This is a genomic window from Pseudomonas sp. GW821-FHT01E05, assembly GCF_059422425.1.
Genome location: NZ_JBWKWW010000003.1, coordinates 417,729 through 440,266, shown reverse-complemented (window position 1 = coordinate 440,266; position 22,538 = coordinate 417,729). Strand labels below are relative to the sequence as shown.

General features: G+C 55.5%; 19 protein-coding genes. 16 read left to right on the top strand and 3 right to left on the bottom strand.

Annotation, left to right across the window (positions count from 1 at the left end):
- Window positions 1-3: 3 nt before the first annotated feature.
- The 10 genes from sdhA to AC07W5_RS08535 all read left to right on the top strand — a co-directional run bounded on the left by sdhA (window position 4) and on the right by AC07W5_RS08535 (window position 13,832).
- On the top strand, window positions 4-1,779 hold the full coding sequence (gene sdhA / locus AC07W5_RS08580) for a succinate dehydrogenase flavoprotein subunit (protein WP_494993921.1): 1,776 nt from the start codon (window positions 4-6) through the stop codon (window positions 1,777-1,779).
- Window positions 1,780-1,790: 11 nt separating this feature from the next.
- Window positions 1,791-2,495: a succinate dehydrogenase iron-sulfur subunit gene (locus tag AC07W5_RS08575; protein ID WP_494993920.1), complete on the top strand. Its 705-nt coding sequence runs from the start codon at window positions 1,791-1,793 to the stop codon at window positions 2,493-2,495.
- Between the two features lie 262 nt (window positions 2,496-2,757).
- Window positions 2,758-5,589, top strand: coding sequence for a 2-oxoglutarate dehydrogenase E1 component (locus AC07W5_RS08570; RefSeq protein WP_494993919.1), 2,832 nt, complete (start codon window positions 2,758-2,760; stop codon window positions 5,587-5,589).
- Window positions 5,590-5,631: 42 nt separating this feature from the next.
- On the top strand, window positions 5,632-6,852 hold the full coding sequence (gene odhB, locus AC07W5_RS08565) for a 2-oxoglutarate dehydrogenase complex dihydrolipoyllysine-residue succinyltransferase (RefSeq protein WP_494993918.1): 1,221 nt from the start codon (window positions 5,632-5,634) through the stop codon (window positions 6,850-6,852).
- A 110-nt stretch (window positions 6,853-6,962) separates the two neighbouring features.
- Window positions 6,963-8,399 (top strand): dihydrolipoyl dehydrogenase, encoded by a 1,437-nt coding sequence (lpdA, locus tag AC07W5_RS08560; RefSeq protein WP_494993917.1) that lies wholly within the window; start codon window positions 6,963-6,965, stop codon window positions 8,397-8,399.
- Window positions 8,400-8,631: 232 nt separating this feature from the next.
- On the top strand, window positions 8,632-9,798 hold the full coding sequence (gene sucC / locus AC07W5_RS08555) for an ADP-forming succinate--CoA ligase subunit beta (protein ID WP_008148602.1): 1,167 nt from the start codon (window positions 8,632-8,634) through the stop codon (window positions 9,796-9,798).
- Window positions 9,798-10,679, top strand: a complete 882-nt coding sequence (gene sucD, locus AC07W5_RS08550; protein ID WP_494993916.1) for a succinate--CoA ligase subunit alpha — start codon at window positions 9,798-9,800, stop codon at window positions 10,677-10,679. Before sucC ends, sucD begins: the two co-directional genes overlap by 1 nt.
- Window positions 10,680-11,106: 427 nt before the next feature.
- Complete coding sequence (gene brnQ / locus AC07W5_RS08545; protein WP_495010685.1) at window positions 11,107-12,420, top strand: branched-chain amino acid transport system II carrier protein; 1,314 nt, start codon at window positions 11,107-11,109, stop codon at window positions 12,418-12,420.
- 273 nt (window positions 12,421-12,693) lie between these two features.
- Window positions 12,694-13,431, top strand: a complete 738-nt coding sequence (locus AC07W5_RS08540) for a DUF599 domain-containing protein (protein ID WP_494993914.1) — start codon at window positions 12,694-12,696, stop codon at window positions 13,429-13,431.
- Window positions 13,431-13,832 carry an MAPEG family protein gene (locus tag AC07W5_RS08535; RefSeq protein ID WP_495010684.1) on the top strand — a complete coding sequence of 134 codons (402 nt, stop codon included), beginning with the start codon at window positions 13,431-13,433 and terminating at the stop codon, window positions 13,830-13,832. The genes AC07W5_RS08540 and AC07W5_RS08535 overlap by 1 nt, the downstream gene beginning before the upstream one ends.
- A 63-nt stretch (window positions 13,833-13,895) precedes the next feature.
- On the opposite strand, the gene AC07W5_RS08530 is transcribed toward AC07W5_RS08535, so the two are convergent.
- Window positions 13,896-14,147 carry a hypothetical protein gene (locus AC07W5_RS08530; protein ID WP_495010683.1) on the bottom strand — a complete coding sequence of 84 codons (252 nt, stop codon included), beginning with the start codon at window positions 14,145-14,147 and terminating at the stop codon, window positions 13,896-13,898.
- A 159-nt stretch (window positions 14,148-14,306) separates the two neighbouring features.
- Between AC07W5_RS08530 and AC07W5_RS08525 the strand changes: the two genes are divergently transcribed.
- From AC07W5_RS08525 to AC07W5_RS08510, 4 genes are all read left to right on the top strand, one after another.
- Window positions 14,307-14,783, top strand: a complete 477-nt coding sequence (locus AC07W5_RS08525) for a PaaI family thioesterase (RefSeq protein WP_495010737.1) — start codon at window positions 14,307-14,309, stop codon at window positions 14,781-14,783.
- The gene (locus tag AC07W5_RS08520) at window positions 14,780-15,280 is read left to right on the top strand and encodes a PaaI family thioesterase (protein WP_495023176.1); all 501 of its coding nucleotides are present in this window, start codon (window positions 14,780-14,782) and stop codon (window positions 15,278-15,280) included. Before AC07W5_RS08525 ends, AC07W5_RS08520 begins: the two co-directional genes overlap by 4 nt.
- A gap of 75 nt (window positions 15,281-15,355) precedes the next feature.
- Window positions 15,356-17,275: a molecular chaperone HtpG gene (gene htpG / locus AC07W5_RS08515; RefSeq protein WP_494993910.1), complete on the top strand. Its 1,920-nt coding sequence runs from the start codon at window positions 15,356-15,358 to the stop codon at window positions 17,273-17,275.
- 71 nt (window positions 17,276-17,346) lie between these two features.
- Window positions 17,347-18,075 carry a dienelactone hydrolase family protein gene (locus AC07W5_RS08510; protein ID WP_495010680.1) on the top strand — a complete coding sequence of 243 codons (729 nt, stop codon included), beginning with the start codon at window positions 17,347-17,349 and terminating at the stop codon, window positions 18,073-18,075.
- A 145-nt stretch (window positions 18,076-18,220) separates the two neighbouring features.
- Here the strand turns inward: AC07W5_RS08510 and AC07W5_RS08505 are convergent, their stop codons facing one another.
- Both AC07W5_RS08505 and AC07W5_RS08500 read right to left on the bottom strand, forming a co-directional pair.
- Window positions 18,221-19,108 (bottom strand): pirin family protein, encoded by an 888-nt coding sequence (locus AC07W5_RS08505; RefSeq protein ID WP_495010679.1) that lies wholly within the window; start codon window positions 19,106-19,108, stop codon window positions 18,221-18,223.
- A 62-nt stretch (window positions 19,109-19,170) separates the two neighbouring features.
- Window positions 19,171-19,587, bottom strand: coding sequence for an OsmC family protein (locus AC07W5_RS08500; RefSeq protein WP_494993907.1), 417 nt, complete (start codon window positions 19,585-19,587; stop codon window positions 19,171-19,173).
- Between the two features lie 678 nt (window positions 19,588-20,265).
- Between AC07W5_RS08500 and AC07W5_RS08495 the strand changes: the two genes are divergently transcribed.
- On the top strand, window positions 20,266-20,622 hold the full coding sequence (locus tag AC07W5_RS08495; RefSeq protein ID WP_495023175.1) for a BBE domain-containing protein: 357 nt from the start codon (window positions 20,266-20,268) through the stop codon (window positions 20,620-20,622).
- Between the two features lie 117 nt (window positions 20,623-20,739).
- Window positions 20,740-22,428 (top strand): asparagine synthase (glutamine-hydrolyzing), encoded by a 1,689-nt coding sequence (asnB, locus tag AC07W5_RS08490; RefSeq protein ID WP_495023174.1) that lies wholly within the window; start codon window positions 20,740-20,742, stop codon window positions 22,426-22,428.
- Window positions 22,429-22,538: the final 110 nt, after the last annotated feature.

Below are 22,538 nucleotides of genomic sequence, written 5' to 3'. Positions count from 1 at the left end.
TTCATGGCTAACACAGTTAATACGCTTTCGTTCGACGCCATTATCATTGGCGGCGGCGGTGCTGGCATGCGCGCTGCGCTGCAGCTGGCACAAGGTGGTCACAAGACTGCCGTTATCACCAAGGTTTTCCCGACTCGTTCGCACACCGTATCCGCTCAGGGTGGCATTACCTGCGCCATCGCTTCGGCCGATCCGAACGATGACTGGCGCTGGCACATGTACGATACCGTCAAGGGTTCCGACTACATCGGTGACCAGGACGCTATCGAATACATGTGTTCCGTAGGTCCGGAAGCGGTCTTCGAGCTCGAGCACATGGGCTTGCCGTTCTCCCGTACCGAGCAGGGCCGCATCTATCAGCGTCCGTTCGGCGGTCAGTCGAAAGACTTCGGCAAGGGCGGTCAGGCTGCCCGTACCTGTGCTGCTGCCGACCGTACCGGTCACGCACTGCTGCACACTCTTTATCAGGCAAACCTGAAAGCGGGTACCGTATTCCTCAACGAATACTATGCAGTGGATCTGGTGAAAAACCAGGATGGCGCCTTCGTCGGCATCATCGCGATCTGCATCGAAACCGGTGAAACCTCCTACATTCGCGCTAACGCCACCGTATTGGCGACTGGCGGTGCCGGTCGTATCTATTCGTCCACCACCAACGCCCTGATCAACACCGGTGACGGCGTCGGCATGGCTCTGCGTGCTGGCGTGCCGGTACAAGACATCGAAATGTGGCAGTTCCACCCAACCGGCATCGCCGGCGCCGGTGTACTGGTTACTGAAGGCTGCCGCGGTGAAGGCGGTTACCTGATCAACAAGCACGGTGAGCGTTTCATGGAGCGTTATGCTCCGAACGCCAAAGACCTTGCTGGTCGTGACGTTGTAGCCCGCTCCATGGTTAAAGAGATCATCGCCGGCAACGGTTGTGGTCCGGACGGCGACCACGTACTGCTGAAACTCGATCACCTTGGTGAAGAAGTACTGCACAGCCGTCTGCCAGGCATCTGCGAACTGTCCAAGACGTTCGCCCACGTTGATCCGGTTGTTGCTCCGGTTCCAGTGGTTCCAACCTGCCACTACATGATGGGCGGCGTTGCCACCAACATTCATGGCCAGGCGATCACTCAGGACGCCAGCGGCGTCGATACCATCATCCCTGGCCTGTTCGCGGTCGGTGAAGTGGCGTGCGTTTCGGTTCATGGTGCGAACCGTCTGGGCGGTAACTCGCTACTCGATCTGGTGGTGTTCGGTCGTGCGGCCGGTCTCTTCCTGGAACAAACCCTGAAAGAAGGCGTTGACTACACTCGCGCCCGCCAGTCTGACATCGACGCTGCTCTGGCGCGTCTCGATGGCCTGAACTCGCGTACCGAAGGCGAAGATGTCGCGACCCTGCGTAAAGAGCTGCAAAGCTGCATGCAGAACTACTTCGGTGTATTCCGTACCGGTGAATACATGCAGAAGGGTATTGCTCAGCTGGCTGATCTGCGTGGCCGTATCGCCAACGTCAAGATCAACGACAAGAGCCAGGCGTTCAACACTGCGCGTATCGAAGCGCTCGAGCTGCAAAACCTGCTTGAAGTGGCCGAAGCTACGGCGATTGCAGCAGAAACCCGTAAGGAGTCCCGCGGTGCTCACGCCCGTGAAGACTTCGAAGATCGCGACGACGTCAACTGGCTGTGCCACACCCTGTACTTCCCTGGTGAGAAGCGCGTTGCCAAGCGTGCCGTGAACTTCTCGCCAAAAACAGTCCCGACCTTTGAACCAATGATTCGGACTTATTAAGGGTGGCCGATATGTTGAATGTCAGTGTTTATCGTTACAACCCTGATCAGGACGCCGCGCCGTTCATGCAGGAATTCCAGGTCAATACCAACGGTAAAGACCTGATGGTGCTGGACGTGCTGGCCCTGATCAAAGAGCAGGACGAAGGTTTCTCCTATCGTCGCTCTTGCCGTGAAGGTGTCTGCGGCTCCGACGGCATGAACATCAACGGCAAAAACGGTCTGGCCTGCGTCACGCCGCTGTCTGCTGTTGTAAAAGGCAACAAGTTGATCGTTCGTCCGCTGCCAGGTTTGCCGGTTATCCGTGACCTGGTCGTCGATATGAGCATCTTCTACAAGCAGTACGAAAAAGTTAAGCCATTCCTGCAGAACGACACGCCGGCTCCGGCCATCGAGCGTCTGCAGTCTCCAGAAGAGCGTGAAAAGCTCGATGGTCTGTACGAGTGCATTCTGTGCGCTTGCTGCTCGACCTCTTGCCCGTCCTTCTGGTGGAACCCGGACAAGTTCCTGGGTCCAGCTGCGCTGCTGCAAGCTTATCGCTTCCTGGCAGACAGCCGTGACACCCGGACTTCCGAGCGTCTGGCTTCGCTGGATGACCCGTTCAGCGTATTCCGCTGCCGCGGGATCATGAACTGCGTCAGCGTTTGTCCGAAAGGCCTGAACCCGACTAAGGCCATCGGACACGTGCGTAACATGCTGCTGCAAAGCGGCATTTGATTCAGTTGTTGTAACCGTAGGACCGCTGTACCCGTAAATGCTGCGGCGCAGGCTTCAACCGGCGCCGTAGTTTTAACCTGAGCGGCAGCTCAAAAAGCTGTGGCTCTTATTTTGAAGAAATGAGACAAGCAGGGGCATCCGGGCTGGTACCCGGACTATCAGCGTGATCCTAAGTGGCTTGTTTTGGTCGCTGCACTCGGACTTTTTCAAGTTTGCTCGGTGTCTTCGCCGGTGGTGTTCCCCTAACCGAGGGTGACCAAGCATGCAAGAAAGCGTGATGCAGCGCATGTGGAACAGCGCCTACCTATCCGGTAGTAACGCTGCCTATGTGGAAGAGCTCTACGAGCTCTACCTGCACGACCCTAACGCTGTGCCAGAAGAGTGGCGCACCTACTTTCAGAAGTTGCCTACCGACGGCAGCACTGCCATCGATGTTTCGCACTCGACAATCCGCGATCATTTCGTCTTGCTGGCAAAGAACCAGCGCCGCGCTCAACCGGTTTCCGCCGGAAGCGTGAGCAGTGAGCACGAGAAGAAGCAAGTTGAAGTGCTGCGATTGATCCAGGCCTACCGTATGCGTGGCCACCAGGCAGCCCAGCTTGACCCGCTGGGGCTGTGGCAGCGTCCTGCACCTGCAGACCTGTCGATCAATCATTACGGCTTGACCAATGCCGATCTTGATACGACCTTCCGTGCCGGCGACCTGTTCATCGGCAAAGAGGAAGCGAGCCTACGCGAAATTCACGAAGCGTTGCAGCAGACATATTGCCGCACCATTGGCGCCGAGTTTACGCACATCGTCGATACCGAGCAGCGTCACTGGTTCCAGCAGCGTCTGGAAAGCGTGCGTGGCCGTCCAACGTATTCCGCCGACATCAAGAGCCACTTGCTTGAGCGTGTCACTGCAGCCGAAGGTCTGGAAAAATACCTGGGCACCAAATACCCGGGCACCAAGCGTTTCGGTCTGGAAGGTGGCGAGAGCCTGATTCCTCTGCTCGACGAGCTGATCCAGCGTTCCGGTTCCTACGGCACCAAGGAAATCGTTATCGGCATGGCCCACCGTGGTCGTCTGAACGTGCTGGTCAACACCTTCGGCAAGAACCCGCGCGAGCTGTTCGACGAGTTCGAAGGCAAGAAGAAGGTCGAGCTGGGTTCCGGTGACGTTAAGTATCACCAGGGCTTCTCGTCCAACGTCATGACCACCGGCGGTGAAGTTCACCTGGCGATGGCGTTCAACCCGTCCCACCTGGAAATCGTGTCTCCGGTGGTCGAGGGTTCGGTTCGTGCCCGTCAGGATCGTCGTAACGACCCTACCGGTGAAAAGGTTCTGCCGATTTCCATCCACGGTGACGCTGCAATCGCAGGTCAGGGCGTGGTCATGGAAACCTTCCAGATGTCGCAGACCCGCGGCTTCAAGACTGGCGGCACGGTCCATCTGGTGATCAACAACCAGGTCGGTTTCACCATCAGCAATCCGCTGGATGCCCGCTCCACCGAGTACGCTACCGACGTTGCGAAAATGATCCAGGCACCGATCCTCCATGTGAATGGTGATGATCCGGAAGCCGTATTGTTCGTGACCCAGCTGGCCATCGACTACCGCATGCAGTTCAAGCGCGACGTGGTGATCGACATGTTCTGCTACCGTCGTCGCGGCCACAACGAGGCCGACGAGCCAAGCGGCACCCAGCCTCTGATGTATCAGCAGATCGCCAAGCAGCGCACTACCCGTGAGCTGTATGCCGATCGTCTGACCCAGAGCGGTGTGCTGGACGCAGAGCGTGTTCAGGCGAAAATCGACGAATACCGCAACGCGCTGGACAACGGTCTGCACGTAGTGAAAAGCCTGGTCAAAGAGCCGAACAAAGAGCTGTTCGTGGACTGGCGTCCGTACCTGGGCCACGCCTGGACCGCGCGTCACGACACTCGCTTCGACCTGAAAACCTTGCAGGAACTGTCCGCCAAGCTGCTGGAAATTCCGGAAGGCTTTGTGGTGCAGCGCCAGGTTGCCAAGATCTACGAAGACCGTCAGAAGATGCAAGCCGGCGGCCTGCCGATCAACTGGGGTTACGCCGAAACCATGGCGTACGCGACCCTGGCGTTCGAAGGTCACCCGATTCGCATGACGGGTCAGGACATCGGGCGCGGTACGTTCTCGCACCGTCACGCTGTCTTGCACAACCAGAAAGACGCTGGCAGCTACATTCCACTGCAGAACCTGTACGAAGGTCAGCCACGTTTTGACCTGTACGACTCGTTCCTGTCCGAAGAAGCGGTGCTGGCGTTCGAGTACGGTTACTCGACCACCACTCCAAATGCCCTGGTTATCTGGGAAGCCCAGTTCGGCGACTTCGCCAACGGTGCCCAAGTGGTTATCGACCAGTTCATCACCAGTGGCGAGCACAAGTGGGGCCGTCTATGCGGTCTGACCATGCTGCTGCCGCACGGTTATGAAGGTCAGGGGCCGGAGCACTCCTCGGCTCGTCTGGAGCGTTACCTGCAGCTGTGCGCCGAGCACAACATTCAGGTGTGCTTGCCGACGACGCCAGCTCAGATCTACCACTTGCTGCGCCGTCAGGTGATTCGCCCGCTGCGTAAACCACTGGTAGTCCTGACTCCGAAGTCGCTGCTGCGTCACAAGCTGGCCATCTCGACTCTGGAGGATCTGGCCGAAGGTTCGTTCCAGACCGTTATCCCGGAAATCGATGTTCAAGACCCGAAAAAGGTCGAGCGCATTGTTCTGTGTAGCGGCAAGGTCTACTACGACCTGCTGGAAAAACGCCGTGCCGAAGGTCGTGACGACATCGCCGTCGTGCGTATCGAGCAGCTGTACCCATTCCCTGAGGACGACTTGAACGAAGTCCTGGCTCCTTACACCAACCTCAAACACATCGTTTGGTGTCAGGAAGAGCCGATGAACCAGGGTGCCTGGTACTGCAGTCAACACCACATGCGTCGCATCGTTGGCAATCACAACAAGTCTCTCGTACTTGAGTACGCGGGCCGTGATGCTTCTGCTGCACCTGCTTGTGGTTACGCATCGATGCACGCTGAGCAGCAGGAAAAACTGCTGCAAGACGCCTTTACTGTTTAACGCCTTCGCGCACCTGAAACCGAATTTAAGGAACCACAGATAATGGCTATCGAGATCAAAGCCCCCACTTTCCCGGAATCGGTTGCCGATGGCACCGTTGCCACCTGGCACAAAAAACCGGGCGACGCCGTCAAGCGTGACGAACTGATCGTCGACATTGAAACCGACAAAGTCGTACTGGAAGTACTGGCCACTGCTGACGGCGTGCTGGGCGCTATCGTCAAGAACGAAGGCGACACCGTTCTGTCCGACGAAGTTCTGGGCTCCATCGGTGAAGGTGGCGCTGCTGCAGCTCCGGCTGCCGCTGCTGCACCTGCCGCCGCTCAAGCTGCTGCTCCGGCTGCATTTGGCGAAGATGATCCTGTCGCAGCTCCAGCTGCCCGCAAGCTGGCAGAAGAAAACGCCATCAACATCGCCAGTGTTGCCGGTACCGGTAAAGGCGGTCGCGTGACCAAGGAAGACGTGGTCGCTGCTGTAGCTGCGAAGAAAGCTGCTCCTGCTGTCGCACCTGCCAAGGCCGCTGCTCCGGCTGCCGCTGCTCCTGTGTTCGCTGCTGGCGACCGCATCGAGAAGCGCGTACCGATGACCCGCGTGCGGGCCACCGTGGCCAAGCGTCTGGTAGAAGCCCAGTCGAACATGGCGATGCTGACTACGTTCAACGAAGTCGACATGACCGAAGTCATGGCGCTGCGTTCGAAGTACAAGGACCTGTTTGAGAAGTCCCACAACGGCGTACGCCTGGGCTTCATGTCGTTCTTCGTGAAAGCGGCCACCGAAGCGCTGAAACGCTTCCCGGCTGTCAACGCCTCGATCGACGGTGCAGACATCGTTTACCACGGCTATGCCGACGTCGGTGTTGCCGTATCCAGCGACCGTGGTCTGGTGGTACCGGTTCTGCGTAACGCCGAACTGATGAGCCTGGCTGAAATCGAAGGCGGCATCGCCACCTTCGGCAAGAAAGCCCGCGACGGCAAGCTGTCCATGGACGAGATGACCGGTGGTACGTTCACGATCACCAACGGTGGTACTTTCGGCTCCATGATGTCGACTCCGATCGTCAACCCGCCGCAAGCGGCTATCCTGGGCATGCACAACATCCTGCAGCGCCCGATGGCAATCAACGGTCAGGTCGTCATCCGTCCTATGATGTATCTGGCTCTGTCCTACGATCACCGTTTGATCGATGGTAAAGAAGCTGTGACTTTCCTGGTTACCATCAAAAACCTGCTGGAAGATCCGGCTCGTCTGCTGCTGGATATCTGATTTCGTTGCTTGGGCCCACCAGTGATGGCGGGTCCATCTGAAATGCCTAGCTTCGTCCCACGACGGTTCCTGCAAGGGGCCGTCCGGTTTGATTCGAGAAGGAATGACACATGACTCAGAAATTCGACGTGGTAGTGATTGGCGCAGGCCCTGGCGGCTATGTAGCAGCCATTAAAGCTGCGCAACTTGGCCTCAAGACTGCCTGCATCGAGAAATATACCGACCAGGAGGGCAAACTGGCCCTTGGCGGTACTTGCCTGAACGTCGGCTGCATCCCTTCCAAGGCGCTGCTCGACAGCTCCTGGAAATTCCACGAAGCCCAGGATGGTTTTGCTATCCACGGCATCAATCACGCTGGCGTGACCATGGACGTGCCAGCAATGGTCGGCCGCAAGGCCAACATCGTCAAAGGCCTGACCTCCGGTGTTGCCACCCTGTTCAAGGCTAACGGTGTGACTTCCCTGCAAGGCCACGGCAAACTGCTGGCCGGCAAGAAAGTCGAACTGACCAAGCCTGACGGCACTGTCGAAATCATCGAAGCCGAAAACGTGATCCTCGCGTCGGGCTCGCGTCCGATCGACATTCCACCGGCTCCGGTTGACCAGAAAGTCATCGTCGATTCGACTGGTGCTTTGGAATTCCAATCGGTTCCAAAGCGTCTGGGCGTGATCGGCGCTGGCGTGATCGGTCTGGAGCTGGGTTCGGTATGGTCCCGTCTGGGCGCTCAAGTGACTGTCCTGGAAGCCCTGGACACGTTCCTGATGGCTGCTGACACCGCCGTTGCCAAAGAAGCTCTGAAAACCCTGACCAAACAAGGTCTGGATATCAAGCTGGGCGCTCGCGTCACCGGTTCCAAAGTCAACGGCGAAGAAGTCGTGGTGACTTACACCGACGCCAACGGCGAACAGACCATCACTTTCGACAAGCTGATCGTAGCCGTTGGTCGCCGTCCAGTGACCACCGATCTGCTGGCTGCCGATTGCGGCGTGACCATCGACGAACGTGGCTTCATCTTCGTTGACGACCAGTGCGCTACCAGCGTTCCGGGCGTTTACGCGATCGGCGACGTGGTTCGCGGCATGATGTTGGCGCACAAGGCTTCGGAAGAAGGCATCATGGTTGTCGAGCGCATCAAGGGCCACAAAGCCCAGATGAACTATGACCTGATCCCTTCGGTTATCTATACTCACCCGGAAATCGCGTGGGTCGGTAAAACCGAGCAGGCCTTGAAAGCTGAAGGCGTTGAAGTTAACGTCGGCACCTTCCCGTTCGCCGCCAGTGGTCGTGCCATGGCAGCCAACGATACCGGCGGTTTTGTAAAAGTCATCGCTGATGCCAAGACTGACCGCGTATTGGGCGTCCACGTGATTGGCCCAAGCGCTGCAGAACTGGTTCAGCAAGGCGCAATCGGCATGGAATTCGGCACCAGTGCCGAGGACCTGGGCATGATGGTTTTCTCCCATCCGACCCTGTCCGAAGCGTTGCACGAAGCAGCGCTGGCAGTGAATGGCGGCGCCATTCACATCGCCAACCGCAAAAAGCGTTAAGACAATAAGAAACCACGGCGCAATGCCCGTCGTGAGCCTTGTGCGCAAGACTCACCGCGGAATTTGGGCCGGACGCAGTCTTGCGTAGTTTCAGCAATACCGGCCCTGCACGGCATTAGTGTCGTTCGGGGTTGGGGTTTGTCGAGACTGTGCAAGCAGCAGTCACAGGTGGTGCGGCACTTGAACGAGTGCAGCACCGAATGCGCAGTACCTAACGAAGACGGTAATAAGCATGAATCTTCATGAGTATCAGGGTAAGCAGCTGTTCGCTGAATACGGCCTGCCAGTATCCCAGGGTTTCGCAGTAGACACTCCGGAAGCGGCAGCAGAAGCTTGCGACAAAATCGGCGGCACCGAGTGGGTTGTCAAAGCCCAGGTTCACGCTGGTGGTCGCGGTAAAGCGGGCGGCGTCAAGCTGGTTCGCAGCAAAGAAGACGCCAAAGCATTCGCTCAACAGTGGTTGGGCAAGCGTCTGGTGACTTACCAGACTGATGCCAACGGTCAGCCAGTCACCAAGATCCTGGTTGAATCGTGCACTGATATCGCTAAAGAGCTGTACCTGGGCGCTGTCGTTGACCGTTCGAGCCGTCGCATCGTGTTCATGGCTTCCACCGAAGGTGGCGTGGACATCGAGAAAATCGCTCACGACACCCCTGAGAAAATTCTCAAGGCCACTATCGATCCACTGGTTGGCGCTCAGCCATTCCAGGGTCGCGAGCTGGCATTCCAGCTGGGTCTGGAAGGTAAGCAAGTTGCTCAGTTCGCCAAGATCTTCGTTGGTCTGGCCAAGCTGTTCAAGGATCACGACCTGGCTCTGCTGGAAGTGAACCCGCTGGTAATCAAGGCTGACGGCGACCTGCACTGCCTCGATGCCAAGATCAACATCGACGCCAACGCAATGTACCGTCAGCCTAAGCTGAAGACTTTCCACGATCCGTCGCAAGACGATCCGCGCGAAGCGCACGCTGCCAAGTTCGAACTGAACTACGTAGCACTGGAAGGCAACATCGGTTGCATGGTCAACGGTGCTGGCCTGGCCATGGGCACCATGGACATCGTCAACCTGCATGGCGGCAAACCAGCCAACTTCCTCGACGTGGGCGGCGGTGCTACCAAAGAACGCGTTACCGAAGCGTTCAAGATCATCCTGTCCGACACTAACGTCGCTGCAGTATTGGTCAACATCTTCGGCGGCATCGTTCGTTGCGACATGATTGCCGAAGGCATCATCGGCGCAGTGAAAGAAGTCGGCGTGAAAATCCCGGTTGTTGTTCGCCTTGAAGGCAACAACGCTGAGCTGGGCGCTAAAGTATTGGCAGAAAGCGGTTTGAACATCATCGCTGCTACCAGCCTGACCGACGCTGCTCAACAAGTTGTTAAAGCTGCGGAGGGCAAGTAATGAGCGTCCTGATCAATAAAGACACCAAAGTTATCTGCCAGGGTATTACCGGTTCGCAAGGTAGTTTCCACACCCAGCAAGCCATCGAGTACGGCACCAAGATGGTTGGCGGCGTAACTCCAGGCAAAGGCGGCACCACTCACCTGGACCTGCCTGTCTTCAACACTGTGAAAGACGCTGTAGCAGCCACTGGCGCCACCGCCAGCGTGATCTACGTTCCAGCTCCTTTCTGCAAGGATTCCATCCTTGAAGCAGCGTTCGGCGGCATCAAGCTGATCGTTTGCATCACCGAAGGCATCCCGACCCTCGACATGCTTGATGCCAAGGTCAAGTGCGACGAACTGGGTGTGATCCTGATCGGTCCTAACTGCCCAGGCGTGATCACTCCAGGCGAATGCAAGATCGGCATCATGCCTGGTCACATTCACTTGCCAGGCAAGGTCGGTATCGTTTCGCGTTCCGGCACCCTGACTTACGAAGCTGTGAAGCAGACTACTGACGCCGGTTTCGGTCAGTCGACTTGCGTCGGCATCGGTGGTGACCCGATCCCGGGCTCCAACTTCATCGACATCCTGAAGCTGTTCCAGGAAGACCCGAAGACCGAAGCGATCGTCATGATCGGTGAGATCGGCGGTTCGGCTGAAGAAGAAGCGGCTGCCTACATCAAGGCACACGTGACCAAACCGGTTGTTTCCTACATCGCTGGTGTGACTGCTCCTGCGGGCAAGCGCATGGGCCATGCTGGCGCAATCATCTCTGGCGGCAAAGGCACTGCAGACGAGAAATTCGCTGCTCTGCAAGACGCTGGCGTTAAAACCGTGCGTTCGCTGGCAGACATCGGCAAGGCCTTGGCCGAGCTGACTGGCTGGGCTGTCAAGTAAGCCTCGCGCTTAGCTGACGCTCCACCAGACAAAGGCCACCTTCGGGTGGCCTTTGTCGTTGTGCGCCAGGCATGTCTGATCGTTCCCACGCTCCCGCGTGGGAACGCCGGGGACGCTCCTTCCGCCTTTGAATGTGACGCAGAGCGTCACGGGATGCATTCCCACGCAGAGCGTGGGAACGATCTACTTGCAGGCACAAACCAGTTACATGCAAAAACGCGACATGAAAATGTCGCAGATCGGATAGTTCGCCCCCTAACAGTGCGTTTGTCGTGCAAATTCGTTAGGCTAGCAGCCATTTTTGCGTCTGCGTCCCACAAGGAAGCTGCACGCCAAACGGGTCAGTCTCATACGGACCGACAGCATTTCCCTCATCCATAGGGAAATCCCTCTCTAAATTCCGATTCAGTAGTGTGGTATTTCCTTAATGAAAGTGTTGAAAGGCCAGGACATCCTGGCACTTGGTTTTATGACGTTTGCCCTGTTCGTAGGGGCTGGCAATATCATCTTCCCACCTATCGTCGGTTTGCAGTCCGGGCCTCATGTCTGGATGGCAGCGCTGGGTTTTCTGATCACCGCAGTCGGTTTGCCGGTGATCACCGTCGTCGCACTGGCCAAGGTCGGTGGTGCGATGGATGCTTTGAGCAGCCCGATTGGTAAAGTCGCCGGTGGTCTGTTGGCCGCCGCGTGCTACCTGGCAGTCGGTCCATTGTTCGCCACGCCGCGCACCGCAACCGTGTCCTTCGAAGTGGGTCTGGCGCCGCTGACTGGTGAGAGCCCGCTGGGGTTGTTCCTCTACAGCTCGGTGTATTTCCTGTTGGTGTTCTTCATTTCGCTGTATCCAGGCCGTCTGCTGGATACCGTGGGGCGTTTCCTGGCACCGTTGAAGATCATCGCATTGGCCGTGCTGGGCATAGCTGCTTTTGCCTTGCCGGCCGGTGACATCGGTACTGCAACCCCTGAGTATGTTGCCGCACCGTTCTCTCAAGGCTTCATCAATGGTTACCTGACCATGGACACCTTGGGCGCTCTGGTGTTCGGTATCGTCATCGTGAACGCCATTCGCTCCCGTGGCGTGGAGTCGCCACGCTTGATCACCCGTTACGCGATCATTGCCGGCCTGATTGCCGGTGTGGGTCTGGCGCTGGTGTATATCAGCCTGTTCCGTCTGGGCTCTGGCAGCCACGAAGTCGCCGCTGGCGCAACCAATGGCGCGGCGGTATTGCATGCTTATGTGCAGCACACCTTCGGCTCCCTGGGCAGCGGCTTCCTCGCGGTGCTGATCTCCCTGGCGTGCCTGGTAACGGCGGTTGGTCTGACCTGCGCCTGCGCCGAATACTTCAGCCGGGTGCTGCCACTGTCCTACAAGACCCTGGTGATTATCCTGGCGGCGTTCTCGTTGCTGGTGTCTAACCTGGGCCTGACCAAGCTGATCCAGTTCTCCATCCCGGTGCTGACGGCGATCTACCCGCCGTGCATTGCCTTGGTCGCTCTGAGCTTCTGCAAGGACTTCTGGCAAGAGCAGGGGCGCATCGTTGGCCCGGTGATGCTGGTGTCGTTCCTGTTCGGCATGATCGACGCCTTGAAAGGCGCAGGCCTGGCTGACTGGATGCCAACCCAGCTGTCGCACCTGCCACTGAGCGAGCAAGGTCTGGCGTGGCTGGTGCCTTCGGTGATCACCCTGGTGGCCGCAGTGGTCTGCGACCGTCTGTTGGGTAAACGCAGCGAAGCCTTGGCTTAAGTTTCCAGCGCCCGCCACAAGCGGGCTTTGAGCAGCGCGCTGAAAAAAATGGAAATGCCCTGTATCAATCGATACGGGGCATTTTTTTATGGGCGAGGGGCGGTGTCTTTTTCCTTGAGCTAACGTCGAAGCAGTGTGCAAGCGGGCTTGCTCGCGATGAGGGCATAACACTCAATAGTGATATTGATGACAAGTCCGCTATCGTCGGATCGCCGCCCGGAGCAAGCTCGCTCCTGCCGTTTTCGTTTCTACCGATACCTCACAAGGACCTGCATGTCGTTCGTTCAAGCCAATTTGATTCACATCCTCGCCGCGCTCTGGTTCGTCATCTGCTGGGGCGGCTACACCCGTTACGCGACCTGGAAGGGCCGTGATACAGCGTGTCTGGCCAGCGTGCTGCACCTGTACCGGGAAGACTGGATGCGCCGCATGCTATTGCGCGACAACCGCATCGCCGACGCCAGTGTGATCGGCAATCTGGAGCGCAACGCCTCGTTCTTTGCCTCCAGCACATTGATCATCCTGGCCGGCATTCTCACCGTGCTCGGCGCTTCCGAGCGAGCGCTGTCGCTGCTGGCGGATATTCCGATGGTGCAGCAGGCTTCTCAGGGGATGTCGGAGATCAAGCTGCTGTGCCTGGCGATGGTATTTGTCTATGCCTTCTTTACGTTCAGCTGGTGCATGCGTCAGTACAACTTCGCGGCGATCCTGATCGGCTCGGCGCCGATGATTGGCGAGCGACATGTGTCCGAACTGGAGCGCAAAGCCTTTGCCATGCGTGCGGCGCGGGTGATTTCCATGGCGGCCAACCAGTTCAACTTCGGGCTGCGTTCTTATTATTTCGGGATGACCATGCTGGCCTGGTTCGTCAGTCCCTGGCTGTTCATGTTGATGAGTGCCGGTGTGGTGCTGGTGTTGTATCGCCGGGAATTTCATTCCGACGTATTGGACGTCATGGTCTATACCCCTACAGAGGTGCCATTGCCTGAGGTGAGCAAGGAGATGAGCTGATGAGTATCCCGTTCTGGTGTGTGTTTATCAGTGCGCTGCTGATTTTCGTGGCGCGTATGCCAGTAGCCAGGGCAATGAAAGAGCAGGGCGGTTACAACAACCATTTGCCTCGCACTCAACAGGCACAGCTCACGGGCTTTGGTGCACGCGCAGTGGCGGCACATCAGAACAGTTTTGAAGCCTTCATATTGTTTTCGGTGGGGGTGTTGATGGCGCATGTCACGCAGATGGCGGGATGGCTGATCGACTGGTTGGCAATCATCTTTGTGATCGCGCGAGTCATTTACTTATTGTGCTATTGGGCGGATCAGGCCTGGCAGCGCAGTCTGGTCTGGTTTGTCGGGATAGTGTGTTCGTTGTTATTGATGCTGAGTCCGACCTTTCGCACTGTATTGGTTTGAATTTTTTTGGACAAAGTAAAGCCCGCACCAGGCGGGCTTTACGTTTGAAGCGCTAAAACCGGATTAGTAGGTCTTAGGCGTCGCTGCCGGAGCGGCCGCTTCGGTAGCTGGTTTGTTGGAATCAGCCTGATTTTTGGCAGCATCGGCGTTTTCTTTCGCCGCCTCGTTCACTTTATCCTGAGCTTCGCTCATTTTCTGCTGGGCTTGTTCAGCAGGTTGGATGGTTGCTTGAGCTTTGTCCTCGGTTTTTTTACCGCAGGCAGCGAGACCGAGGGTCGCGGTCAACATCAAGGCAATAGCTAAAGTCTTACGCATGGGGTGTTTCTCCTTAGTGAAGATATCTTCTGGCCTTTCGAGCACCGCTCCACGGATTAAGTTCCTTGAAATACACAGATATATTAAGCGCCCTTGTTATGGAACTTTTACGTGGTTCATTAATTGCAACGTTTCGACACTAACAAGAGAGTTATTCGAATGGCGCAAAACCCCATTTTTGAGCGCGCGACGCGTTTTCTGTCGGCGCTGCGTCATTGCCAGGTGCTGGGGCTTAGCGTTCACAGCGCCTCGACGGACGGCATTACGTTGATATTGCCCTACAGTCCGCAAATTGTCGGAAACCCGCAAACCGGCGTGATTCACGGCGGGGCATTGACGTCGTTGATGGATACAGCCTGTGGCATGGCTACCTTATGCGTGTTACAGGAGTTCGAGGTCTGTCCGACCCTGGACCTGCGCATCGACTATATGCATCCGGCCGAACCGCATAAGGATGTCTATGGTTTTGCCCAGTGCTATCGAGTGACGACCGACGTGATATTCGCTCGAGGTTTTGCCTATCAGCATGACCCTGAACATCCAATTGCCCATGTGGTGGGGACCTTTATGCGCATGGGCAAGGGCATCAAAGGAACAAAAGGCTTTGGTGGTGCAATCAGTGGCGGTGCGGTATGACGGACAACTTCAAGGCACAATTGCAGCAGGCTCATGCGCAAGGTGATTACGCCGCGCTGCTGGAGCTGATCCCCTACGCCAGGTTGATCGGTGTCGAGTGCTCGCGCCTGGGCGGTGAGTTGCTGTTTTGCCTGCCGGCCAACAAAGACAATATTGGTAACCCATTATTGCCAGCCATTCATGGAGGGGTGATTGCCGGTTTCATGGAGTTGGCCGCGACGTTGCATTTACTGGTCTTCACCGGGTCTCCCGGAGTACCGAAGATTATCGACTTCTCCCTCGACTATCTGCGCGCCGGGCAGTTTCGCGATACCTATGCCAAATGCCAGGTCTGCCGTCAGGGGCGACGGGTGGCCAACGTGGCGATCACCGCGTGGCAAAGCGCTGAGGCAGAGCCTATCGCTACGGCGCGGGCGCATTTCAAGATTGAAGAAAGTCAGGGCGCGACGTTGGTTGTTTCCTCTGTCGCGCCCGCGCCCTTGAAATCTCCGTCTTAGCCCCCAACTTTGATGACATCCCGCCGCCAACCCTCCGGGGCGCGGCCAATGCCATCCAATTGGAGTTTGATGACCATGAGCGTGGAAACTCAAAAGGAAACCCTGGGCTTCCAGACCGAGGTGAAGCAACTGCTGCACCTCATGATCCATTCGTTGTATTCCAACAAGGAAATTTTCCTTCGCGAATTGATCTCGAACGCCTCTGACGCGGTCGACAAATTACGTTTCGAAGCGCTGTCCAGGCCTGACTTGCTGGAAGGCGGCGCCGAACTGAAAATCCGTGTGAGCTTCGACAAGGACGCGAAAACCGTCACCCTCGAAGACAACGGTATCGGTATGAGCCGCGAAGATGTGATCACCCACCTGGGGACCATCGCCAAGTCGGGCACTGCCGATTTCATGAAACACCTCTCGGGCGATCAGAAGAAAGACTCGCACCTGATCGGTCAGTTCGGCGTCGGTTTCTACTCCGCCTTCATCGTTGCCGATAAAGTCGATGTGTTCAGCCGTCGTGCCGGCCTCGCTGCCAGCGAAGGCGTGCATTGGTCGTCCAGGGGCGAAGGCGAATTCGAAGTCGCTACCCTCGAGAAAGCCGACCGCGGTACCCGCATCGTGTTGCACCTGAAGTCCGGTGAAAACGAATTCGCTGATGGCTGGCGTCTGCGCAACATCGTCAAGAAGTACTCCGACCACATTGCCTTGCCGATCGAGCTGCCTAAAGAGCAGGCTGCTGCTGAAGGCGAAACTCTAGATGGTGCAGAGCGGCCAGCGCTTGAATGGGAAACCGTCAACCGCGCCAGTGCTCTGTGGACTCGCCCTCGCACTGAAGTTACGGAGGCGGAATACCAGGAGTTTTACAAGCACGTTGCCCACGATTTCGAGAACCCGCTGAGCTGGAGCCACAACAAGGTTGAAGGCAAGCTGGAATACAGCTCACTGCTTTATGTGCCGGGCCGTGCTCCGTTCGACCTATATCAGCGTGAGGCGCCACGTGGCCTGAAGCTGTATGTGCAGCGCGTATTCGTCATGGATCAGGCTGAGTCGTTCCTGCCGCTGTACCTGCGCTTCATCAAAGGCGTGGTCGACTCCAACGATCTGTCGCTGAACGTGTCGCGGGAAATCCTGCAGAAAGACCCGATCATCGACTCCATGAAGTCGGCGCTGACCAAGCGCGTTCTCGACATGCTGGACAAACTGGCGAAGAACGAGCCCGAGCAATACAAAGGCTTCTGGAAGAACTTCGGTCAGGTCATGAAAGAAGGCCCGGCTGAAGACTTCGCCAACAAAGAGAAAATCGCCGGTCTGTTGCGTTTCGCGTCGACTCAAGAAGAAGGCGGCGAGCAAGTGGTTGCCCTGACCGAATACCTGGCTCGCGCCAAGGAAGGTCAGGACAAGATTTACTACCTGACGGGTGAGAAGTACGAAGCCGTCAAGAACAGCCCGCACCTGGAGGTCTTCCGCAAGAAAGGCATCGAAGTGTTGCTGCTCACCGACCGTATCGATGAGTGGCTGATGAGCTACCTCAGCGATTTCGACGGCAAGAGCTTTGTCGACGTGGCGCGCGGTGATCTGGACCTGGGCAACCTGGACTCGGAAGAGGACAAGAAGGCTGCCGAAGAAGTCGCCAAGACCAAAGAAGGTCTGGTCGATCGCATCAAAACCGCTTTGGGCGAAGCTGTCAGCGAAGTACGGGTTTCCCATCGTCTGACCGATTCCCCGGCGATCCTGGCCATTGGTGAGCAGGACCTGGGCATGCAGATGCGTCAGATTCTCGAAGCCAGCGGCCAGAAAGTCCCGGACTCCAAGCCAATCTTCGAATTCAACCCGACTCACCCGTTGATCGGCAAGCTCGACAACGAGCAGAGCGAAGAGCGTTTCGGCGATCTGTCGCACATCCTCTTCGATCAGGCCGCCCTGGCAGCCGGTGACAGCTTGAAAGACCCGGCCGCCTATGTGCGCCGGTTAAACAAGCTGCTGGTTGAGCTGTCGGTTTAACAAAGTTGTAAAAAAAACCCGCTTCGCAGCGGGTTTTTTTATTCTGGGGGTGTTCCTGTCGGGAGTCTGAAATGAGCCAAGTCACTATTCGTTCCGTGGTCTATCAGGTCGATGGCCAAACCTATGAAAGCCGTCTGGTGTTCGATACCAGCCATGACGGCGTACGCCCGGGCCTGTTGATGGCGCCGAACTGGATGGGCGTCAGCACGGGGGCCGAAAAGATTGCCGAGTCTGTGGCCGCCAAAGGTTATGTGGTGTTGATTGCTGACCTTTATGGTCAGTCAGTTCGTCCAAAAAATGCAGACGAGGCGGGCGCGGCGATGATGCCGTTGAAGAATGACCGGGCCTTGCTGCGCAAGCGTATGCAGGCGGCGTTCGAGGCTCTGCAATATCAGGGCGAAGCAGCAGTTGATGCCTCGAAATTGGCGGCGTTCGGTTTCTGTTTCGGTGGTTGCTGCTCGCTGGAACTGGCCCGCACAGGCGCGCCGTTGAAAGCGGCGGTGTCGTTCCACGGCACGCTGGATACGCCGAATCCGGCGGATGCCAAGAACATCAAAGGTTCGGTGCTGGTGCTTCACGGCGCCTGCGATCCATTGGTGGCCAAAGAGCAACTGCCAGCTTTCGAAGATGAGATGAATGCAGCCGGCGTCGACTGGCAACTGCTCAGCTACGGTGGCGCAGTGCATTCCTTCACTGATCCTCATGCCAATGTGCCGGGCAAGATGATGTACGACGCCAAGACCGCGAGGCGGGCATTTGTATCGATGCACAATTTGCTGGATGAAGTGTTCAAGGGCTGACCTGGCAACCGCTGATCGTTCCCACGCTCCGCGTGGGAATGCATCCCGTGACGCTCTGCGTCACAGCTTCAGAAGCGGACGCGGAGCGTCCATGGCGGCATTCCCACGCAGAGCGTGGGAACGATCTTCATCTTCATCATCATCGTCAGAGCGGAGTCGGTTTGCTCCGCCCCACGGGCAGCTCAATCCGCTCACTCTCACCCGGCACCGTCGGCCAATCCCCGGCCGCCCAGCGTGCGCGGGCCTGGTCGATCAGGGCCGGGTCACTGGCAACGAAGTTCCAGTTGATCCGGCGGGGCCCGTCCATTGGGGCGCCGCCAAACAGCACCGCATGACAATCGCTCTCCGCGAACAGGGTCATGACTTCTCCGACCGGTAAAACCACCAGTGAGTGTTTTTCAACAGGCTCGCCGTTCAATTGTGCGTCACCGTCGAGCACATACAGCGCGCGCTCTTCATGTTCGTTGGGGATCAACAAGGTTGTCGCCGTTTGCAGGCGCAGTTCGGCGTACAGCGTAGGGGAGAGCACCGGTACCGGTGATTCCAGGCAAAAGCCTGTACCGGCAATCATCCGGATCTTCACTCCGAGGTTGTCGCTGGTCGGCAGGCTGTCGGCCGGGTAATGGCTATAATGGCCCGGACCTTGTTCGTGTTCTTTCGGGGAGGCCAGCCAGATTTGCAAGCCGTGCATGCTGAAGCCGCTGGCCTTGAGTGATTCGGGGGTGCGTTCGACATGGGCGATGGCGCTGCCGGCAGTCATCCAGCTGACGTCACCCTGTTTCACCCGCTGATCCGAGCCGAGGCTGTCCTTGTGCTGGATTTCCCCTTCGAACAGGTAGGTCAGCGTGGACAGGCCGATATGCGGATGCTGACGGATGTTCATGCCTTTGCCTGCCGGATAGCGGGTTTTGAGCATGTGGTCGAAAAACACGAAAGGGCCGACGCTGCGGCACTTGGCCGAAGGCAGCGGGCGCAGGATCGGTTGTCCTTCGACATCCTCGGTACGCGGGCGGATCACGATCAGTGTGTTCATGGTGCGTTCCAGGCTCAGCGGGTTATACGACAGAGCATAACCCGCTGCGACGGCACCTGCCGCTACTGGCTGAAAGCGCCTTCCGATAACAGGGTCTCGATGGTGACTTCGCTGGTAGTCATCAGCTTGTGCACCGGGCAGCGATCAGCCACACGATGCAGTTCTTCGCGCTGAGCGTCGGTGAGCACACCCTTGAGGGTAAGTTTGACCTGCAGGGCGTATTTGCCTTTCTGTTCCTGGCTGTTGTCATGTTTGACTTCGACGGTGACCCCGGTCAGCGGGATGCCTTTCTTTTGCGCGTAGAACTTGAGGGTCAGGGCTTTACAGGCACCCAGCGCGGCGTCGAAGTAATCGTGGGGCTCTGGCGCGGAACTCTCGCCGCCCTGGGCCTTGGGCAGGTCGGTGAAAAGTTGATGGTCGTCGATCTGGATGCTGTGACGAAAGCCTTCGCTGGATTCGGTATTGACGGTAACGGTCATGGGAAACCTCATAGGCAGTGAGAAAGGTCGCGCACCAAGAGCGGATCGCACGACAGGAAGCTGTATTCAGTTATAGAGCATCTGCTCCTTGAGGCGCTCCACTTTTTCGCGTTGACCCCGTCCGTTCCTATGGAGCGCCCGCCATGTTCTATACGAAACTCTTTTGAAACAAAGTAGTTATCTTGCGCTAAAGATGCTCTGTCAAAAAGTGCCATTGGTATCGTGCTCGGCTACATAACTGTGTTCAAGTTGTTTCAATATGACGATTTTGAAAATGCTGATGGGGTGGGGGTGTGGAGAAATAGTTTGAAAGTAATCTAACGCTCTATGTTATGCATAAAAGGCAAAATTGGTTGTGCGCGAAAAGTGATGAAATAATAAATAGCTAGATGCGGGGTATGGATGATTGGCCTAGGGCGGAAATCCTACAGCTACAAGGAACTAATGACGTCACTATTGGATGGTGGCAGTATGGCTGGAAATATTTAGATGGACAGTACAGGGCTCGATGAGCTTTACATCGATGTATCGGATTACTAGGATTCAAGGGGTAGGCATAATTTGGTTGCATAGGAGTTACATGATGAGTAGTTCATGCGGGTTTTGGAAGTTTAGTGCGTGGCCTCGTATCGATGAATAACTGTGACTTTGGAAAATCTCTTTTGAGAAAGTACAAGGATGTCAGTATTCTATTTCCTGGCGACTGTGCCTATGAAGAGGCGAGGCAGGTCTATAATCGAATGCATGACCTCTATTCCGCTGGTGGATAAAGAGTATGGCATTCTATTTTCTGCCCGATGGACGTCTTTAAGTGACGACTCTATGTACATAGGGTGGGTTAAAGAAGCAGCAGACTCCATAATATATGGGAGGGGATATTCTTCATATTCGAACTATACATCTGGCGAAGAAAAAAATAGTAAGTTGGTTTTTGTAAGTGATGAAGGTAAGTTATTCACGACAAAGAAGAAATATGACCCGGTTAATATATTTAGACGTAATCACAATGTTGCAAGGCAGCAGGATATGTCGTGAGATCTTGATTTTATTCGAAGAGTAACGACGCTTCGTTTCACTCTTGTCTCTAGACGAGCACAACACGATTCTACATACGCACAACTCCTAGAGAAACCCTAAAAAGAGAAAACACTAATGTGTGGAATATTCGCTGTGTACTCTCCAGCTGCCGACATACAACTCGATTACATCGAAAAAGCAATTGCAGAGCTAAATCATCGAGGACCGGACTTTAATAGTAGCTACATTTCGGACGATAAAAAAATCGCCCTTGGGCACACACTGTTAGCGATTGCTGATACGCCTCAAAAAAGCCAACAACCTATTAAGTTTGAGCATTTGAGGATGACCTATAATGGGGAAGTATATAATATAGCAGAGATAAAGCGGGATTTAATTTTAAGGGGTGCGACCCTGGCGACCACTTCTGATAGTGAGGTGCTGATCAAGGCGATATATCATTTTGGTCTGAGCTATCTGAGTAAAATAACAGGTTGCTATGCATTCGTAATTTTCGACAGCAAACAGAATGTTCTGTTATTTGGGCGCGACCCGTATGGAGAAAAGCAACTGGTCTGGACGCAGACGAGTAGCGGAATGGTCGCCATCAGTTCGGAGTCCAAAGCACTCTCGCACATCCCCGGTGTCTGTTTGAACACGAATATCAAACGCGTGTGGCAAGATTTTATCTTCGGTTTTTATGCTCCTCGCGATGAAACTTACTTTGAAAATGTCCATCATTCTGAGCCCGGTATGATTTATGCCGTAGATTCGAACGGGAAAGTAGTCGAATATTTAAAAATAAATTCCACTGCTCAGGTCTGTTATACCAACGAGGGCCTTGTAAACGCATTGTCTTGCGCGGTTAAAAGCCAGATCCCTGTTAGATTTCCGTCTGCTGTGATTTTATCGGGTGGATTGGACAGCAGTATAATCACAACCCTGCTTGATAAACAGACTGTCAACATCAAAGCGTTCACAGCCTATTATCAAGGAACTGAGAGCGAGGATTTTTCCAGTGCAAAAAAACTGGTAAGCACCCTAAAAAATACAACATTACAGCCAGTTTGCGTCTCTCAAGATGATGGGAAAAATCTGCTGTCTAAAGTTACCTACTCTTTGGAAGAGCCCCTTTTAGATCAGGTTTATATCTCTCAGTATTTACTCTACAAAACGGTGTCAGAAAAGGGGCTGCGTGTTGCACTAAACGGTCAGGCGGCAGATGAGTTTTGGTGTGGCTACAACCAGCACTACGATTTTCCTACTCAATGCGACGCGATACTTAATCATCAATGGCAGGAATATTATTTCGAGAAAGCCATTAAGTCGGGACTGGGTCTGATCCTTACCCATTCAGAAATAAAAACGCTCATTGAGGAGCACCTACCTGACACGACGGATGAAGATCCATTAGAAGTACTTACACAATTTTCAATAAAAAATCACCTCCGAGCTATGCTCTGCCATGAAGATCGACTGTCCATGGCTTCATCCGTCGAAGTACGCCTTCCCTTCTTGGACAGAAGCGTCACAAGTCTTGCCATAAGTTTATCGGCAAAAGAAAAAATAATTGACGGGGTTGAAAAAGCGCCTTTGAGACAAGCCTTTACCAGCGTGCTACCTCCTGAAATAGCGCAGCGCCGTAAACTGGCGTTTCCTGACGCTCCTACGAAAAACTATAATGAAATCTTAACGTCCCTGAGTCACACCGACTGTTTTAACGGCATTTTTTCCCTCGATGATTTCGAGCAATTCAAACGGCATGGAAAAAACCCATGGGTAATGTTTGGAGTGAATGCGTTCAACAATTCGTTCAGCAATTGAAAATATTTTTTTCAGTAATCTCTTTTTATGTATTTCTAATCCTTATATGTTTGTGTTCAATCCGTCGAATAATGATTTGATAAGAAGAGCGTTGCATAGCCCAGATATAA

Coding starts and splice junctions, on each gene's coding strand:
- brnQ (WP_495010685.1), top strand. CDS start 11,107: ATGAAAGTGTTGAAAGGCCAGGACATCCTGGCACTTGGTTTTATGACG.
- sucC (WP_008148602.1), top strand. CDS start 8,632: ATGAATCTTCATGAGTATCAGGGTAAGCAGCTGTTCGCTGAATACGGC.
- sucD (WP_494993916.1), top strand. CDS start 9,798: ATGAGCGTCCTGATCAATAAAGACACCAAAGTTATCTGCCAGGGTATT.
- AC07W5_RS08520 (WP_495023176.1), top strand. CDS start 14,780: ATGACGGACAACTTCAAGGCACAATTGCAGCAGGCTCATGCGCAAGGT.
- odhB (WP_494993918.1), top strand. CDS start 5,632: ATGGCTATCGAGATCAAAGCCCCCACTTTCCCGGAATCGGTTGCCGAT.
- AC07W5_RS08500 (WP_494993907.1), bottom strand. CDS start 19,587: ATGACCGTTACCGTCAATACCGAATCCAGCGAAGGCTTTCGTCACAGC.
- htpG (WP_494993910.1), top strand. CDS start 15,356: ATGAGCGTGGAAACTCAAAAGGAAACCCTGGGCTTCCAGACCGAGGTG.
- AC07W5_RS08525 (WP_495010737.1), top strand. CDS start 14,307: ATGGCGCAAAACCCCATTTTTGAGCGCGCGACGCGTTTTCTGTCGGCG.
- AC07W5_RS08575 (WP_494993920.1), top strand. CDS start 1,791: ATGTTGAATGTCAGTGTTTATCGTTACAACCCTGATCAGGACGCCGCG.
- AC07W5_RS08535 (WP_495010684.1), top strand. CDS start 13,431: ATGAGTATCCCGTTCTGGTGTGTGTTTATCAGTGCGCTGCTGATTTTC.
- AC07W5_RS08510 (WP_495010680.1), top strand. CDS start 17,347: ATGAGCCAAGTCACTATTCGTTCCGTGGTCTATCAGGTCGATGGCCAA.
- AC07W5_RS08505 (WP_495010679.1), bottom strand. CDS start 19,108: ATGAACACACTGATCGTGATCCGCCCGCGTACCGAGGATGTCGAAGGA.
- AC07W5_RS08540 (WP_494993914.1), top strand. CDS start 12,694: ATGTCGTTCGTTCAAGCCAATTTGATTCACATCCTCGCCGCGCTCTGG.
- lpdA (WP_494993917.1), top strand. CDS start 6,963: ATGACTCAGAAATTCGACGTGGTAGTGATTGGCGCAGGCCCTGGCGGC.
- asnB (WP_495023174.1), top strand. CDS start 20,740: ATGTGTGGAATATTCGCTGTGTACTCTCCAGCTGCCGACATACAACTC.
- AC07W5_RS08530 (WP_495010683.1), bottom strand. CDS start 14,147: ATGCGTAAGACTTTAGCTATTGCCTTGATGTTGACCGCGACCCTCGGT.
- AC07W5_RS08495 (WP_495023175.1), top strand. CDS start 20,266: ATGTCAGTATTCTATTTCCTGGCGACTGTGCCTATGAAGAGGCGAGGC.
- AC07W5_RS08570 (WP_494993919.1), top strand. CDS start 2,758: ATGCAAGAAAGCGTGATGCAGCGCATGTGGAACAGCGCCTACCTATCC.
- sdhA (WP_494993921.1), top strand. CDS start 4: ATGGCTAACACAGTTAATACGCTTTCGTTCGACGCCATTATCATTGGC.